Source organism: Citrobacter sp. Igbk 14 (assembly GCF_028069825.1).
GTDB lineage: Bacteria > Pseudomonadota > Gammaproteobacteria > Enterobacterales > Enterobacteriaceae > Citrobacter.
Genome location: NZ_JANEWM010000005.1, coordinates 42,747 through 59,765 on the forward strand (window position 1 = coordinate 42,747; position 17,019 = coordinate 59,765).

Here is a 17,019-nt window from a genome sequence, read left to right on the forward strand (position 1 = left end):
AATGCGGATTACGTTGTAAATCAATCAGATCATAAAGAGCTTTGATACGGCAAAATGTTCGAACGCAGCATCTGGTTGGTGCCAAGGCCATAGTTAGAGCTCAGGCCGCGCAGTTCGATATTAAAGCCGATCGAGTTGTCATATATCGCGTGTTGCTGGGTGTCATCCCAACCATTCAGCTTACGTTCGTAGCCGACGCGAATGGCATAACAGCAGGAGTTGTACTGCAAGCCCAGCATGGAGTCCGCCACTTTGTTGGCATTGGTATCGAAGTAGTAAGCCCCGACGATTGACCAACGTTCAGCGATCGGCACGCTCGCCACTGCACCCACCTGAGAAATCCCGTCCTTATACTGAGGGGCGTTCCAATAGTTATTGTCATCTTTCTTCGGTAAAGTAGCCTGAATATATTCCGGGCTGGCATAGCGGTAGTTCAACTGCAGCATGCTGTTTTCGTCGCGGCGGTATTCGATGCTGCTGCTGCTGGTGGCGATACTGTCCAGACGCGTGTCGTACTGGATCCCACTGCGTAAACCCCAACGATCGGAGATGCGCCAGTAGGTATCGCCTGCCCATACCAGTGAACCGGTTTTGTCGTCATTCTCCCATTTAATGTTGTCATCGCCAGTGCGAGACTCGGTGAAATAGTAGATTTGACCCACAGAAATATTAAAACGTTCAACGGCCGTGTCATCATAAACGCGAGATGTGACGCCGGTCGTTACCTGGTTTGCGGAGGCAATACGGTCCAGACCGCCATAGGTACGGTCACGGAACAGGCCGCTGTAGTCAGCTTGCAGCAGGGAAGAGTCATAGTTATAGATATGACTTTGGTTGCGATAGGGCACGTACAGATACTGCGCACGCGGCTCCAGCGTCTGGGTATAGCCTGGTGCCAGCATTTGCATATCACGTTCGAAGACCAACTTACCGTCGACTTTGAACTGCGGCATCACGCGGTTAGCGGAGTCGTCCAGCTTCGTGGGGTTATTCGCGTTATACCAATCCAGATTGGTCTGCTGATAGTGCGTCGCCATCAGCTTCGCTTCAGTGTTGATACTTCCCCACTGATTGGACAACGGCAGATTGATGGCCGGCTCAAGGTGCACACGCGTCGCTTCCGGCTTGTAGTCCTTGGTATTAACGAAATGCACCGCCTGACCATAAATGTGGGTATCGAACGGACCGACGTCATTTTGATAGTAGTTGACGTCTAACTGCGGTTCTGCGGAATAACTGCTGTTGTTCTGATCTGCAAAGACCTGGAACTGTTTGGTTGAGATCGTTGCATCAAAGTTTTGCACCGCATAGCCAACACTGAATTTCTGTGTCGCATAACCGTCGGTGCTGGAACCGTACTTATTGTCAAAATCATTAAAGTAGCTGGAGTCGCTGACTTTGGTGTAGTCGACGTTGAAACGCCACACCTGGTCCATCACACCGGCGTGTTGCCAGTAAAACAGCCAGCGGCGTGAATTATCATCATTCGGATGTTCGTCGTCGTAGACCCGGTCGGAATTCAGATAATCGAACTCCATCAGCCCCATACCTGCCTGGGTCAGGTAACGGAATTCGTTCTCCCACATCACACCGCCACGACGATGCATATAATGCGGCGTAATGGTGGCGTCCATGTTGGGCGCGATATTCCAGTAATACGGCAGGTAGAACTCAAAATAGTTCTTGGTGGAGTATTTTGCGTTCGGGATCAAGAAACCGGAACGGCGCTTATCGCCGACAGGGAGTTGTAAATAGGGACTGTAAAACACAGGAACCGGGCCCAGTTTAAAACGGGCGTTCCAGATTTCAGCGACCTGTTCTTCACGGTCATGAATCACTTCGCTACCGACGACGCTCCAGGTATTGGAACCCGGAAGACAGGAGGTAAAACTGCCGTTTTCCAGAATAGTGTAGCGATTTTCACCACGCTGTTTCATCAGGTCCGCTTTCCCGCGCCCCTGGCGTCCCACCATCTGGTAGTCACCTTCCCAGACGTTGGTGTCTTTCGTATTCAGGTTTGCCCAGCCCTTTGGTCCCTTCAGAATGACCTGGTTGTCATCATAATGGACGTTGCCCAGCGCATCGACGGTACGAACGGGAGCGGGTTGACCTTCGGCCTGTTTTTGATGAAGCTGCACTTCATCGGCTTGTAGGCGGCTGTTACCCTGCGCAATATCCACGTTGCCGGTAAACACGGCGTCATCAGGGTAGTTCCCTTTTGCGTGATCGGCATTGATGGTGACAGGTAACTCATTGGTATCGCCCTGCACCAGAGGACGGTTGTAGCTTGGCACGCCCAACATGCACTGTGAGGCGAGATCGGCTGCCAGGCCCTGTTGACTATAGAGGGCGCTGGCAATCATGGTGGCCAGAAGAGTGGGAATACGTTTTTTCATACGTTGTATTTATTGTTCCATCATCAGTAGCGTCGCGCGTGACAAACGGTCACAGCCTAACTTATCTCATCTTCACTTCGCTAGTATTAATCCTGCCCATTTTATGCCCGTCACCTTTCAAGCTGCATATTCGTTGTCTTCTTCGTTTTCCCCAGTTACCTGCACTGTAAAGCGTCAGGGGATGCGATGAGGGATTTCTTTATCCCTCTTCGGCGGCAGTCTGCGGTTGTTCAAATTCGTTCCAGACGAATTTGTCACTGCGTTGCTGCCTTGTCGTAACTCGAAATCCAACGGGTATAGCGTTTGTGGTGTTAGGCACGGCATTGAATGACAGGTATGATAATGCAAATTATAGGCTATGTCCCACAATTGACCGCAGCCGTAAAACGGTAAAAGCACCTTATATTGTGGGACATAGCCTGGCCAAGAGCATAAAGATTTGGGGAATGTATGCAGTATTGGGGAAAGATTATTGGTGTGGCCGTGGCCTTAATGATGGGCGGCGGCTTCTGGGGTGTGGTGTTAGGCCTGTTAGTTGGCCATATGTTCGACAAAGCCCGAATGCGCAAAATGGCATGGTTCGCCAACCAACGAGAGCGTCAGGCGCTGTTTTTTGCCACCACTTTTGAGGTGATGGGGCATCTGACTAAATCCAAGGGACGTGTTACTGAGGCGGATATTCATATCGCCAGCCAGTTGATGGATCGCATGAATTTGCACGGTGATTCGCGTACTGCGGCGCAGCATGCTTTCCGCGTGGGAAAATCAGACAATTACCCATTACGTGAAAAGATGCGTCAGTTTCGTAGTGTCTGCTTTGGTCGATTCGATCTGATCCGCATGTTTCTGGAAATTCAAATTCAGGCCGCATTTGCCGATGGTTCTCTTCATCCTAACGAGCGTGAAGTGCTGTACGTCATCGCTGAAGAACTGGGGATTTCGCGTACCCAGTTTGATCAGTTCCTCCGCATGATGCAGGGTGGAGCGCAGTTTGGTGGCGGATATCAACAGCAATCTGCGGGCGGTGGCTGGCAGCAGGCGCAACGTGGACCCACGCTGGAAGATGCCTGTAACGTGTTGGGGGTAAAAGCAACAGATGATGCAACCACCATTAAGCGCGCCTATCGTAAGCTGATGAGCGAGCATCACCCTGACAAGCTGGTCGCAAAAGGCCTGCCGCCAGAAATGATGGAAATGGCGAAGCAAAAAGCGCAGGAAATTCAAAAAGCTTACGAGCTAATTAAAGAACAGAAAGGCTTTAAATAATCAGTATGCCGGATGGCGGCCAGCGCCTTATCCGGCCTACGTTGATAACTGTAGACCGGGCAAGCGAAGCGCCCCCGGCATAAATGGGAACTGAATTTAAAAATCCGCCGGGACTTTAAACGTCATACTGTTGCCGTATTCGGGATGGGTGATGGTTAACATCTCTGCGTGCAGCAGTAGCCTCGGTGCCATTGCCAGCGCCTCCGGTGGCGCATAGAAGCGGTCACCCAGAATCGGGTGTCCTAACGCCAGCATATGTACGCGTAGCTGATGGGAACGTCCAGTAATAGGTTTTAGCACCACCCGGGAGGTATTATCCGCGGCAAACTCCACGACTTCGTATTCTGTTTGCGCGGATTTTCCGGTTTCATAGCACACCTTTTGCTTTGGCCGGTTGGGCCAGTCACAAATCAGCGGTAAATCAACCAAACCTTCGGCAGGTGCAGGATGTCCCCACACCCGCGCCACGTACTGTTTCTTCGGCTCACGCTCGCGAAACTGGCGTTTGAGTTCGCGCTCTGCTGCTTTGGTCAGCGCCACTACAATCACGCCGCTGGTAGCCATATCCAGACGATGTACGGATTCGGCTTGTGGATAGTCGCGCTGAATACGTGTCATCACGCTGTCTTTATGCTCATCCAGGCGACCCGGTACGGACAACAAGCCGCTCGGCTTGTTGACCACCATAATGTGCTCATCTTGGTACAGGATAACCAACCAGGGCTCCTGCGGCGGATTGTAGTTCTCCATCCCCATTTTCAGCTCCGTTACTGATGCGTCACGACGATCAGGCGTAGCGCATCCAGTCGCCAGCCAGCCTGATCGAGGCTTTCCATCACCTGCTGACGGTTGCTTTCTATGGCTGCAAGCTCGTCATCACGGATGTTCGGGTTTACGGCTCGTAACGCTTCGAGGCGCGACAGTTCCGCAGTCAGCTTCTCATCTGCTTCTTTACGGGCTGCATCGATAAGCGCTCGGGCCGACTTCTCAACCTGCGCTTCGCCCAGTTGCAGAATGGCGTGAACATCCTGCTGCACGGCGTTGACCAGTTTGCTACCGGTGTGACGGTTAACCGCGCTGAGCTGACGGTTGAAGGTTTCGAATTCAACCTGGGCGGCGAGGTTATTGCCGTTTTTATCCAGCAGCATGCGCACCGGCGTAGGGGGCAGAAAACGGTTCAACTGCAGTTGCTTCGGTGCCTGCGCTTCCACCACATAGACCAGCTCAACCAACAGAGTGCCGACCGGCAATGCTTTGTTTTTCAGCAGAGATATTGTGCTGCTACCCGTGTCACCAGAGAGGATTAAATCCAGACCGTTGCGGATCAGCGGGTGCTCCCAGGTAATAAACTGAGCATCTTCACGAGACAAGGCCACATCACGTTCAAACGTAATGGTACAGCCATCTTCCGGAAGTCCTGGGAAGTCCGGAACCAGCATATGATCGGACGGTGTCAGCACGATCAAATTGTCGCCACGGTCATCCTGATTAATACCAACGATATCAAACAGGTTCATGGCGAAGGCGATCAGACTGGTATCGTCGTCCTGTTCTTCAATACTTTCAGTAAGCCGCTGAGCTTTTTCACCGCCGTTCGAATGGATCTCCAGCAGGCGATCGCGCCCTTGCTCCAATTGAGCTTTCAGCGCGTCATGCTGTTCGCGGCAGGTCTTGATCAGGTCATCAAAGCCATCGGTGTTTTCTGGCTCAGCCAGGAAGCCGATCAGATTGTTATAAACCGTATCATAAATGGTGCGTCCGGTCGGACAGGTGTGTTCGAACGCATCCAGACCTTCGTGGTACCAGCGCACCAGCACGGATTGCGCGGTTTTTTCCAGGTACGGAACGTGAATCTGAATATCATGCGCCTGACCAATACGGTCCAGACGGCCAATACGCTGTTCCAGCAGATCCGGGTTGAACGGCAGGTCAAACATCACCAGATTGCTGGCGAACTGGAAGTTACGCCCTTCGGAGCCGATTTCAGAACACAGCATTACCTGGGCGCCGCTATCTTCTTCGCTAAACCAGGCGGCGGCACGGTCGCGCTCAATGATCGACATCCCTTCATGGAACACGGCGGCGCGGATACCTTCGCGTTCGCGCAGCACTTGCTCAAGTTGCAACGCGGTGGTGGCTTTCGCGCAGATCACCAGCACTTTCTGTGAGCGGTGGCTGGTCAGGTAACCCATCAGCCATTCAACGCGCGGGTCAAAGTTCCACCAGGTTCCGGTATCGCCTTCAAATTCCTGATAAATCTGTTCGGGGTAGAGCATGTCGCGTGCGCGATCTTCCGCACTCTTACGTGCGCCCATAATGCCCGAGACTTTGATGGCTGTCTGGTATTGGGTTGGCAGCGGCAGCTTGATGGTATGCAGTTCGCGTTTCGGGAAGCCTTTCACACCGTTACGGGTGTTACGGAACAGCACGCGGCTGGTGCCGTGTCTGTCCATCAGCATCGAAACCAGCTCCTGACGCGCGCTTTGGGCGTCATCACTGTCGCTGTTCGCAGCCTGCAACAGCGGCTCAATATCCTGTTCGCCAATCATGTCGCCGAGCATGTTTAGCTCATCGTTACTCAGCTTGTTACCTGCCAGCAGCATGGCAACCGCATCGGCAACCGGGCGATAATTTTTTTGTTCTTCAACGAACTGGGCAAAATCGTGGAAGCGGCTTGGGTCCAGCAGGCGCAAACGCGCAAAGTGACTTTCCATGCCGAGTTGTTCCGGCGTTGCGGTCAGCAGCAGGATACCCGGCACGCGCTCTGCCAGTTGCTCTATCGCCATATACTCGCGGCTGGGCGCATCTTCGCTCCATACCAGGTGATGGGCTTCATCGACAATCAACAGGTCCCATTCCGCATCACACAGATGCTCCAGACGTTGCTTATTACGACGGGCAAAGTCCAGAGAGCAGATAACCAGTTGCTCAGTTTCAAACGGGTTGTAGGCGTCGTGTTGCGCTTCTGCATAGCGTTCGTCATCGAACAGCGCAAAACGCAGGTTGAAACGACGCAGCATTTCGACCAGCCACTGGTGCTGTAAAGTTTCAGGGACGATGATCAGTACACGCTCGGCAGCACCAGATAGCAGTTGCTGATGCAGGATCATCCCGGCTTCAATGGTTTTACCTAAACCAACTTCATCAGCCAGCAGAACGCGAGGCGCATGGCGGCGGCCGACATCGTGGGCGATGTTAAGCTGGTGTGGGATCAGGCTGGTGCGCTGACCGCGCAGACCACTCCACGGCATGCGGTACTGCTCGCTTTGAAATTTCCGCGCACGATAGCGCAGTGCGAAGCGGTCCATTCGGTCAATCTGGCCAGCAAACAGGCGATCCTGGGGTTTACTGAACACCAGCTTGCTGTCGAGCAGCACTTCACGCAACATGACGCCCGTTTCTTCGGTATCGAGGCGGGTTCCGATATAAGCAAGCAGGCCGTTTTCTTCTTTTACTTCATCGACATGCAGTTGCCAGCCTTCGTGGCTTGTTATCGTATCACCAGGATTGAACATCACGCGGGTCACGGGGGAATCACTGCGCGCATACAGACGGTTTTCGCCCGTCGATGAGAAAAGTAAAGTGACGGTTCGCGCATCCATGGCGACAACGGTACCAAGTCCCAATTCGCTTTCTGTATCGCTGATCCAGCGTTGACCAAGTGTAAAAGGCATATGTGTTCGGCTCTATATCTTTAATTGCAGGTAATACTCGTCATTTTTCGGGCTAGCCCGAGGTTTTGAGAGCATACGACCCCGCTACCAGGCTAATAAATCAGTGGTAGTGGTGTTAAATGGGTCCAGGAATGGAAAGGGCGCTATGGTACTGGATGGCGGCGGTTTCGTCACGCGTCAAAATAACCCCAGTTGTCCTGTGAGTAGTGTAGCAAAGTTATCATCAATAAAGGGAAGAATTCCCTCGGCTACGGGCTGTATTTGCCGGGTCAGATAGTGCTCGTAATCCAGGGGGGATTGTTGATAATCCACGGGTTCTGGGCCATTTACCGTCCAGACATATTTGATCGTCCCGCGATTTTGATACTGCGGTGGGCGACCGAGTTTTGCATTCTGTTCATCGGCGAGTCGCGCCGCGCGAACGTGCGGTGGGACATTACGCTGGTATTCGCTTAACGGGCGGCGCAGGCGTTTGCGATAAATCAGTTGTTCATCGAGTTCACCCGCCATCAATTTGTCGATGGTCTCGCGGACAAACTCCTGGTAAGGCTCGTTGCGAAAAATTCGCAGGTACAGCGCCTGCTGAAACTGCTGTGCCAGCGGTGTCCAGTCTGTACGCACCGTTTCCAGGCCTTTAAACACCATGCGTTGTGCATTACCTTCCTGGATCATCCCGGCATAACGCTTTTTGCTGCCGGTATCGGCACCGCGGATGGTGGGCATAAGAAAGCGACAGAAATGAGTTTCAAACTCCAGCTCCAGCGCGCTGGTCAGGTTTTGCTGTTGTAGTGATTGCGCCCACCAGTTATTGACGTGACTGACCAACTCACGACCAATTCTGGCGGCATTCTCTTCTGTGTGCGCACCTTTGAGCCAGACAAAGGTCGAGTCAGTATCGCCATAGATGACATCGTAGCCCTGTGCTTCTATCAGCGCTTTTGTCTGGCGCATGATCGCATGGCCGCGCATGGTGATCGACGAGGCCAGCCGCGGATCAAAGAAGCGACAAGCGGTGGTGCCAAGTACGCCATAAAACGCATTCATGATGATTTTTAGCGCCTGAGAGAGCGGTTTATTACCGTGGCGTTTCGCTTCGTCGCGCCCGTGCCAGATTTGGGTAACAATCTCTGGCAGACAGTGCTTTTCGCGGGAGAACCACGCGTCGAGGAACCCTTCTGTGCTGTGCAACGGATCTGGATGAGCCATCCCTTCGATGAGTCCCACAGGGTCGATCAAGAAAGTACGGATAATTGAGGGATACAGGCTTTTGTAATCCAGTACCAATACAGAGTCGTACAAACCCGGGCGCGAGTCCATCACATAGCCGCCGGGACTGGCATGAGGGGGAACTTCCCCCAGATTGGGCGCGACGTAACCGGCGCGGTGCATCCGGGGTAAGTAAAGATGCCCGAAAGCGGCAACCGAACCGCCGTGCCGGTCGACAGGCAGACCGTTTACCGTCGAACGTTCCAGCAGAAACGGCATGATCTCGGTTTTATGAAAAATACGCGTGACCAGCTCACAGTCTTTGAGGTTGTAAGTAGCAAGAGCGGGCTTATCCTGGGCAAAACGGCGGTCAATTTCGTCCATTCTGTCCCAGGGATTATCAATCGACTTCCCTTCGCCAAGGAGTTCCTGCGATACCGTTTCCAGCGAGAATGACGAGAAATTCCAGAATGCGGATTTCAGCGCCTCAATGCCGTCAATAATCAGACGCCCTTTAGCCTGCGCGAAAAAAACACCGTTTTTAAAACCGTGCTCACGCCACTCCAGTTCGCTGTTGTCGCGGCCAAAACGCAGTGGGATACGATAACGTTCAGCATGATTTTGCAGGACGCGTAAATCGAACTGCACCACATTCCAACCGATGATCACATCGGGATCGTGACGGGCCATCCAGTCGTTAAGTTTTTCCAGCAACAGCGGGCGACTGGCGACGTACTCAAGTTCAAAATCCAGCCGGGAGGCATCGCCATTCGGCGGGCCGAGCATATAGACAATACGCTGCCCGCAACCTTCAAGGCCGATGCAGTACAGCTCGCCGTGACGCGTTGTTTCGATATCCAGCGATACCCATTTCAACGGTGGTCGGTAGTCCGGATTCGGCTTCAGTCGGGCATTAATGAGTGTGTTGTTTTGAGGAGTACCTTCGACCCAAACCGGGGAGGTAATAAAGCGTTCCATCAGATAACGTTCTGGTGGGCGGACATCGGCCTCGTAAACCGTCACACCATTTTCACGCAGCAGTTTTTCCAGCCGCATAAGCTGGCGGTGCGAGCGGCAATACAGGCCCGAAACGGGCTGGCGGTGGAAATCTTGTAGCTGAAGCGGCGTCAGGCGATAGTCGTTTTCTGTACGCAATAATGATGTAACGCGCGGAACCTGACTGGTTGGTATAAACGCGACGGATTCCTGAGGCGCGAGCGTGACCAGCAGCGGCCCGTCGTCTGTAGCCAGCCAGAATGAGACCTCAGTTCCCTGTGGGGTGTCCCGCCAGTGCCGGGTTAAAATAAAGCCTGCCTGCGCCACGCTGTGTATCCATTAAAAAACCAGGCATGATTATAGCCTGGTTCTGATAGGTTGGCTGTGATTTTATACAGTTGTCATGCTCAGAAGAGGTTACTGCCCAAAATACGCTTTCCTGAGTAAAATTCTTATTTCTACCTGACAATGTTATCTTCATATTCAATATATGAATAAAATGTCTTGGATAGGCTACAGATAGATATCTTATAGCTGGCATTTGTACCTTAGCCTCCATTACATACGTTGTTTATGTTTTGATTATTAATTACAAGTTCGCTTTCATACTTTTCCTGATTTTTAGGAAAAGTGCTCGTTTGATTTTGCCACATATTTCTCAGATTAGTGAAAAAATTATATTTTTATTTGTTTTTATTAGCTGTTAGTGTAAAGCTTTCATTCGAAATGTTTGGGCCATTATCTTAAATATAATATATTTAAACGGGGTTGTTATTGCTCTAAATAAGCATTTTCAATTCAATTTTGTCGGGAAATTCTCTGTGAATATAATTTTATTTTGCCTATGGCTTGTGCATTTTTTTGTCCTTTTAATATTAATTTTGAAAAAATGGAGTTTTTATGAACATTCTTTCCAAACATCAGCTTGGAATTAAGTATCAGAACTATATGTTTATTAACACAATGATTTCTAATCCAGCCATTAAAACTGTGAGTAAGTATATTTTATATAAAACATGGGACGGTAAATTGTGGAATGCTGAAATTATTGAAAATGGTAGCGCTTTTTTTCACTGGCAGGGTAATGACAAAAGTAAGGGGCACAAAGATACAGTGATTAATTATCTGCTGAACGGGCAGAAGTGGCAGGCGACGATTACAGATTATGTCTTTTTCCATTGTCTGGAAGGAAATAAGGCTCATGGACACTATGATAATGTAATCGATTATATCAGTTCAAATGATTGTGTATACCAAGGTTCATTCGCCGAATATTATGGCGAATAACTATAAAGGAGCGCGTAGATTATCTGCGCGCTTATTTCTTTTACTGTCCGTAATACGCTTTAGCACCATGTTTGCGCAGGTAATGTTTATCCAGCAACGTTTGTTGCATATCCGGTAACTGCGGTGCGAGTTGGCGACAGAAGATGCCCATATAGGCGACTTCTTCCAGCACAATCGCGTTATGTACTGCATCCTCGGCATTTTTTCCCCACGCAAACGGACCGTGAGAATGCACTAATACGCCAGGCATCTGTGCGGCATCAATCCCTTGTTTCTCAAAGGTTTCGACGATCACATTCCCGGTTTCCCATTCATATTCGCCGTTAATCTCGACATCGGTCATTTTACGCGTGCAGGGGATGGCGCCATAGAAATAGTCCGCATGCGTTGTGCCCGTGGCCGGGATTGACTGGCCTGCCTGCGCCCAGATGGTTGCGTGACGAGAATGGGTATGAACAATGCCGCCAATCGTCGGGAATGCCTGGTACAGCAGACGGTGCGTTGGTGTATCAGAAGAGGGTTTCTTCTGGCCTTCCACCACTTCGCCCGTGGCGATACTGACTACCACCATATCGTCGGCAGTCATGACGCTGTAATCGACACCGGATGGTTTAATCACAAATACGCCACGCTCACGATCGACGGCGCTAACGTTGCCCCAGGTCAGGGTGACCAGATTGTGCTTAGGCAACGCCAGATTGGCTTCCAGTACCTGACGTTTAAGATCTTCTAACATGTTAACTCCTGAATGCCGGATGGCGCTTCGCTTATCCGGCCTACAGTGGTTTGCAGGCCCGGTAAACGAAGTGCCACCGGGCAATCCGTTTCGACGATTAACGTTTGAACCCGTAATACACTTCGTTCCAGCGCAGCGCGTCCTTAAAGGCCGGTAGGCGGGTGTCGTTATCGATCACTGCGATCTCGATATCGTGCATTTCAGCAAACTGACGCATATCGTTCAGATCCAGCGCGTGGCTAAAGACGGTGTGATGTGCGCCGCCGGCGAGGATCCAGGCTTCAGATGCGGTTGGCAGATCCGGTTGGGCTTTCCACAGTGCGTTTGCCACCGGCAGTTTCGGCAGATCATGTGGGGTGGGTACGGTGTCGATGCAGTTAACCAGCAGACGATAGCGATCGCCGAGATCGATCAGGCTGGCAACAACAGCAGGGCCTGTTTTGGTATTGAAGATCAGGCGGGCCGGATCGTCTTTACCACCAATGCCGAGATGTTGTACGTCGAGGATCGGTTTCTCTTCCACCGCGATAGACGGGCACACTTCCAGCATGTGCGAGCCGAGCACCAGATCGTTGCCCTTCTCGAAGTGGTAGGTGTAATCCTCCATAAATGAGGTGCCGCCCTGCAGACCGGTTGACATCACCTTCATGATGCGAAGCAGAGCGGCAGTTTTCCAGTCGCCTTCGCCCGCAAAGCCGTAGCCCTGCTGCATCAGACGCTGTACGGCCAGACCCGGAAGTTGTTTCAGGCCGTGCAAATCTTCGAATGTTGTCGTAAAGGCGTGGAATCCACCCTGTTCCAGGAAACGCTTCATGCCGAGTTCAATACGGGCAGCTTCCCGCACGTTTTGACGTTTGTCACCGTGGATCTGAGTGGCCGCTGTCATCGTGTAGGTGCTTTCGTACTCGTCGATCAGCGCGTTGATTTCGCCGTCGCTGATTGCGTTCACCACCTGTACCAGATCGCCCACGGCCCAGGTATTTACTGAAAAGCCGAATTTGATTTGTGCCGCCACTTTATCGCCGTCAGTGACCGCAACCTCACGCATGTTGTCGCCAAAACGGCACACTTTCAGGTGACGGGTATCCTGTTTGGAGACGGCCTGGCGCATCCAGGAACCGATACGTTCGTGCGCCTGTTTATCCTGCCAGTGACCGGTGACCACGGCATGCTGTTGACGCATACGCGCGCCGATGAAACCGAACTCGCGGCCGCCGTGCGCGGTCTGGTTCAGGTTCATAAAGTCCATATCAATGCTGTCCCATGGCAGAGCAGCGTTAAACTGGGTGTGGAACTGCATCAGCGGTTTATTGAGGATCGCCAGGCCGTTGATCCACATTTTTGCCGGGGAGAAGGTATGCAGCCAGACCACCATCCCTGCGCAGCGATCGTCATAGTTGGCGTCACGACAAATAGCGGTGATTTCGTCAGGCGAGGTACCCAGCGGTTTTAAGACCAGTTTGCAGGGCAGTTTAGCTTCAGTATTCAGTGCGTTAACGACGTGCTCGGCATGTTGGGTTACCTGACGCAGTGTTTCAGGGCCATACAGATGCTGGCTACCAATCACAAACCACACTTCATAGTTATCAAAAATCGTCATTGTCGTGTCCTTAATGTGTCAGGGTTGCCTGGTTTACCGGTGTTTTTTGCGCCGGCATGGCAGTCGGAAGGTATTGTTGTTCAGCGCTTACTGCCCATTGCTGGTAGCGGCGGTAAAGCTGTTCAAAACGTTGAGCCTGTTCTGGGCGAGGTTGCATCGTCTTTTCCACGGCGCTCGCCATTTTTTGTTGGGCGGCTGGGATGTCTGCGTGGACCTTAGCGGCAACAGCGGCGAAGATCGCGGCACCGAGTGCGCAGCACTGGTCTGAAGCAACGATTTGTAGCGGACGGTTCAGCACGTCACAGCAGGTCTGCATGATGACCGGGTTTTTACGCGCGATACCGCCCAATGCCATGACGTTGTTGACCGCTATGCCTTGTTCGGTAAAGCATTCCATGATGGCGCGTGCGCCAAACGCCGTGGCGGCAATCAGACCACCAAACAGGGCCGGAGCATCGGTCGCAAGGTTCAGGTCGGTGATAACCCCTTTCAGACGCTGGTTCGCGTTTGGCGTACGGCGGCCGTTGAACCAGTCGAGTACCACCGGCAAATGATCCAGCGATGGGTTTTTTGCCCACGCTTCAGTCAGCGCAGGCAGCAGTTGTTTTTGGCTGGCTTTAATCTGAGTTTTCAGTTCAGGATGTTGTGCCGCAAGCTGATCCAGCGGCCAGCTCAAGACGCGGCTAAACCAGGCATAGATATCGCCGAAAGCAGACTGACCCGCTTCCAGACCGATAAAGTGTGGGACGACGCTGCCATCAACCTGGCCGCAAATCCCCTTCACTGCGCGTTCGCCCACGCTTTGCTTGTCGGCAATCAGAATGTCGCAGGTCGAGGTGCCGATGACTTTTACCAGCGTATTGGGTTGCGCACCAGCGCCTACGGCACCCATATGGCAGTCAAATGCACCGCCTGAAATGACGACGCTTTCTGGCAGACCCAGACGCTGTGCCCACTCAGCGCATAACGTGCCAACCGGTAGGTCGGCGGTGACGGTGTCGGTAAACATTGGGTATTGCAAATGGCGGTTGATGACGGGATCGAGTTCATCAAAGAAACTGGCTGGTGGCAGTCCACCCCAGCTTTCATGCCACAGTGATTTGTGTCCGGCGCTGCAGCGTCCGCGGCGAATATCCTGCGGGCGTACGGTATTGGAGAGCAGGGCCGGAACCCAGTCACATAGCTCAATCCATGAGACCGCTGCCTCGGCGACCGCGTGGTCCTGGCGAGTTACGTGCAGGATTTTTGCCCAGAACCATTCGCTGGAATAAATGCCACCGATATAACGGGAGTAATCGACTTTGCCCGGTGTGTGGCACAGGCGGGTAATCTCTTCAGCTTCTTCGACTGCGGTGTGATCTTTCCACAGCACAAACATGGCGTTCGGGTTGTCAGCGAACTCTGGACGCAGCGCCAGCACGTTGCCGTCGGCATCAATAGGTGCCGGAGTCGAACCAGTGCTGTCAACGCCAATCCCGACCACGTCCGCACGTTGCTCAGCGCTCAGTTCGGCCAGCACGGTTTTCAGTGCCGCTTCCATGGATTCGATGTAGTCGCGCGGGTGATGGCGAAACTGATTGTTTGGGCCGTCGCAATATTGCCCTTCCTGCCAACGCGGGTACCACTCTACGCTGGTGGCGATTTCTGCGCCGGTGGCACATTCCACCGCTAAAGCACGTACTGAATCACTACCAAAATCGAGGCCAATTGCAATCGCCATCGTCTTACTCCATCCAAAAATACGGGTATGGATAAACAGTAGATAGTGGGGATAAAAACCGTCAGGCAGGATCCGCTAATCTTATGGACTAAAATGCTGTGGCATCAGAAAGTGTGACGCCGTGCAAATATTCAATGTGGACATTTCTGCCGTACTTATAGACACTTTTGTTAGCCGTTTTTGTCGTTGGCATCGTACAGGTTTTTAACAAAGTGCTTTTCACAAGCGGGGTTGATGGTGCATTGCTGACGTCATAGCGACTTGCAGGGACGGCGGTGATGAAGTCTTACACAATATGGACAAATTGTTTCTTATCAGAACAGAGGGAGTATTGAAATTATGGCTGAACCGCAAAACGATCCCCTGCTGCCTGGGTATTCGTTTAATGCGCATTTGGTGGCGGGTTTAACCCCCATTGAGGCGAACGGATATCTGGATTTTTTTATCGACAGGCCGTTGGGTATGAAAGGTTATATCCTGAACCTCACCATCCGAGGTGAAGGGGTCATCAATAATCAGGGTAAGCAGTTTGTCTGTCGACCTGGTGATATTTTGCTGTTCCCACCCGGCGAAATTCACCATTACGGACGCCATCCTGATGCCAGCGAGTGGTATCACCAGTGGGTCTACTTCCGACCGCGTGCCTATTGGCAGGAGTGGCTGGCCTGGCCGGCAATCTTTGCCCAGACCGGTTTTTTCCGCCCGGACGAAGCGCACCAGCCGCATTTTAACGAACTGTTTGGACAGATCATTCATGCCGGACAGGGGGAAGGGCGCTATTCCGAACTGCTGGCGATAAACCTGCTGGAGCAATTATTGCTCAGACGCATGGACGCGATTAACGAATCGCTGCATCCGCCGATGGATAACCGCGTGCGCGATGCCTGCCAGTACATCAGCGATCATCTGGCGGACAGTAATTTTGATATTGCCAGCGTTGCGCAGCATGTCTGCCTGTCACCGTCCCGGCTGTCACATCTGTTCCGTCAGCAATTGGGCATCAGCGTATTAAGCTGGCGCGAGGATCAGCGTATCAGCCAGGCCAAGTTACTGCTGAGTACCACACGTATGCCTATTGCCACGGTGGGTCGCAATGTTGGCTTTGACGACCAACTTTATTTCTCCCGCGTTTTCAAAAAATGCACCGGTGCCAGTCCGAGCGAGTTTCGCGCTGGATGTGAATAAAAAGTGAATGATGTGTCCTGAAAGTTGTCATAACTCGCAATCTATTCAGACAATTGATGGCTTGACGAAGTTGAGAAGGGTTAGCAGAATCCCTGCTTCGTAAATCTGACGGACACATTATGCAAGCATTGCTGGAACACTTTATTCTCCAGTCCGCCATGTACTCTTTGATAGCTGTGCTTCTGGTGGCTTTTTTAGAGTCTCTGGCGCTGGTTGGCCTGATTCTACCTGGCACCGTGATGATGGCGGGGTTGGGCGCCTTAATTGGCAGTGGTGAACTGAATTTCTGGCATGCCTGGCTTGCGGGCATCGTCGGTTGCTTGTTGGGGGACTGGATCTCTTTCTGGCTGGGCTGGCGCTTTAAAAAACCGTTGCACCGTTGGTCCTTCATGAAAAAGAATAAAGCGTTGCTGGACAAGACCGAACACGCGCTACATCAGCACAGCATGTTTACTATTTTGGTAGGGCGTTTTGTTGGCCCGACACGTCCACTGGTACCGATGGTGGCGGGAATGCTGGATCTGCCCGTCGCCAAATTCATCGTTCCCAATATCATCGGCTGTGTGCTGTGGCCACCGTTCTATTTCCTGCCGGGTATTCTGGCGGGCGCGGCAATTGATATTCCTTCCGATATGCAGAGCGGAGATTTCAAATGGCTGTTGCTGGCGACTGCATTGCTGCTGTGGGTGGGGGGCTGGCTGTGCTGGCGACTGTGGCGCAGTGGCAAAGCCGCTGTCGATCGTTTAACCGCATATTTGCCGCGTGGCCGCCTGCTGTATCTGGCGCCGCTGACGCTTGGGATTGGCGTCGTCGCGCTGGTGGCGTTATTGCGTCATCCACTGATGCCGGTGTATCTCGATATTTTGCGCAAAGTGGTGGGGTACTGACGATTCCTTTGCCGGATGGCGGCTTCGCCTTATCCGGCCCACATAATGTGCGACCTGTAGGCCGGA

Annotated in this window: 11 protein-coding genes; 4 read left to right on the top strand and 7 right to left on the bottom strand. The window is 52.3% G+C overall.

Annotated elements, in window-relative coordinates:
* Nucleotides 1-29 precede the first annotated feature (29 nt).
* Nucleotides 30-2,396 carry an LPS assembly protein LptD gene (lptD, locus tag NNN64_RS03335; RefSeq protein ID WP_271440474.1) on the bottom strand — a complete coding sequence of 789 codons (2,367 nt, stop codon included), beginning with the start codon at nt 2,394-2,396 and terminating at the stop codon, nt 30-32.
* A gap of 450 nt (nt 2,397-2,846) precedes the next feature.
* Between lptD and djlA the strand changes: the two genes are divergently transcribed.
* Complete coding sequence (gene djlA, locus NNN64_RS03340) at nt 2,847-3,662, top strand: co-chaperone DjlA (RefSeq protein WP_202039525.1); 816 nt, start codon at nt 2,847-2,849, stop codon at nt 3,660-3,662.
* 96 nt (nt 3,663-3,758) lie between these two features.
* On the opposite strand, the gene rluA is transcribed toward djlA, so the two are convergent.
* The 3 genes from rluA to polB all read right to left on the bottom strand — a co-directional run bounded on the left by rluA (nt 3,759) and on the right by polB (nt 9,865).
* Complete coding sequence (rluA, locus tag NNN64_RS03345) at nt 3,759-4,418, bottom strand: bifunctional tRNA pseudouridine(32) synthase/23S rRNA pseudouridine(746) synthase RluA (protein ID WP_271440475.1); 660 nt, start codon at nt 4,416-4,418, stop codon at nt 3,759-3,761.
* An 11-nt stretch (nt 4,419-4,429) separates the two neighbouring features.
* Nucleotides 4,430-7,336, bottom strand: coding sequence for an RNA polymerase-associated protein RapA (gene rapA, locus NNN64_RS03350; RefSeq protein WP_271440476.1), 2,907 nt, complete (start codon nt 7,334-7,336; stop codon nt 4,430-4,432).
* Between the two features lie 177 nt (nt 7,337-7,513).
* Nucleotides 7,514-9,865 (bottom strand): DNA polymerase II, encoded by a 2,352-nt coding sequence (gene polB / locus NNN64_RS03355; protein WP_271440477.1) that lies wholly within the window; start codon nt 9,863-9,865, stop codon nt 7,514-7,516.
* A 573-nt stretch (nt 9,866-10,438) separates the two neighbouring features.
* Between polB and NNN64_RS03360 the strand changes: the two genes are divergently transcribed.
* Entirely contained in the window at nt 10,439-10,825 is a 387-nt protein-coding gene (locus NNN64_RS03360) for a DUF4751 family protein (protein ID WP_271440478.1), read from the top strand.
* 40 nt (nt 10,826-10,865) lie between these two features.
* On the opposite strand, the gene araD is transcribed toward NNN64_RS03360, so the two are convergent.
* The 3 genes from araD to araB all read right to left on the bottom strand — a co-directional run bounded on the left by araD (nt 10,866) and on the right by araB (nt 14,881).
* Nucleotides 10,866-11,561 (bottom strand): L-ribulose-5-phosphate 4-epimerase, encoded by a 696-nt coding sequence (araD, locus tag NNN64_RS03365; RefSeq protein ID WP_271440479.1) that lies wholly within the window; start codon nt 11,559-11,561, stop codon nt 10,866-10,868.
* 97 nt (nt 11,562-11,658) lie between these two features.
* Entirely contained in the window at nt 11,659-13,161 is a 1,503-nt protein-coding gene (gene araA / locus NNN64_RS03370) for an L-arabinose isomerase (protein WP_271440480.1), read from the bottom strand.
* 10 nt (nt 13,162-13,171) lie between these two features.
* Nucleotides 13,172-14,881 carry a ribulokinase gene (gene araB / locus NNN64_RS03375; RefSeq protein WP_271440481.1) on the bottom strand — a complete coding sequence of 570 codons (1,710 nt, stop codon included), beginning with the start codon at nt 14,879-14,881 and terminating at the stop codon, nt 13,172-13,174.
* Between the two features lie 339 nt (nt 14,882-15,220).
* Between araB and araC the strand changes: the two genes are divergently transcribed.
* A complete protein-coding gene (gene araC, locus NNN64_RS03380) occupies nt 15,221-16,066 on the top strand; it encodes an arabinose operon transcriptional regulator AraC (protein WP_137383742.1) in 846 nt (281 codons plus the stop codon).
* Nucleotides 16,067-16,185: 119 nt separating this feature from the next.
* Entirely contained in the window at nt 16,186-16,953 is a 768-nt protein-coding gene (locus NNN64_RS03385; RefSeq protein ID WP_137383741.1) for a DedA family protein, read from the top strand.
* Nucleotides 16,954-17,019: the final 66 nt, after the last annotated feature.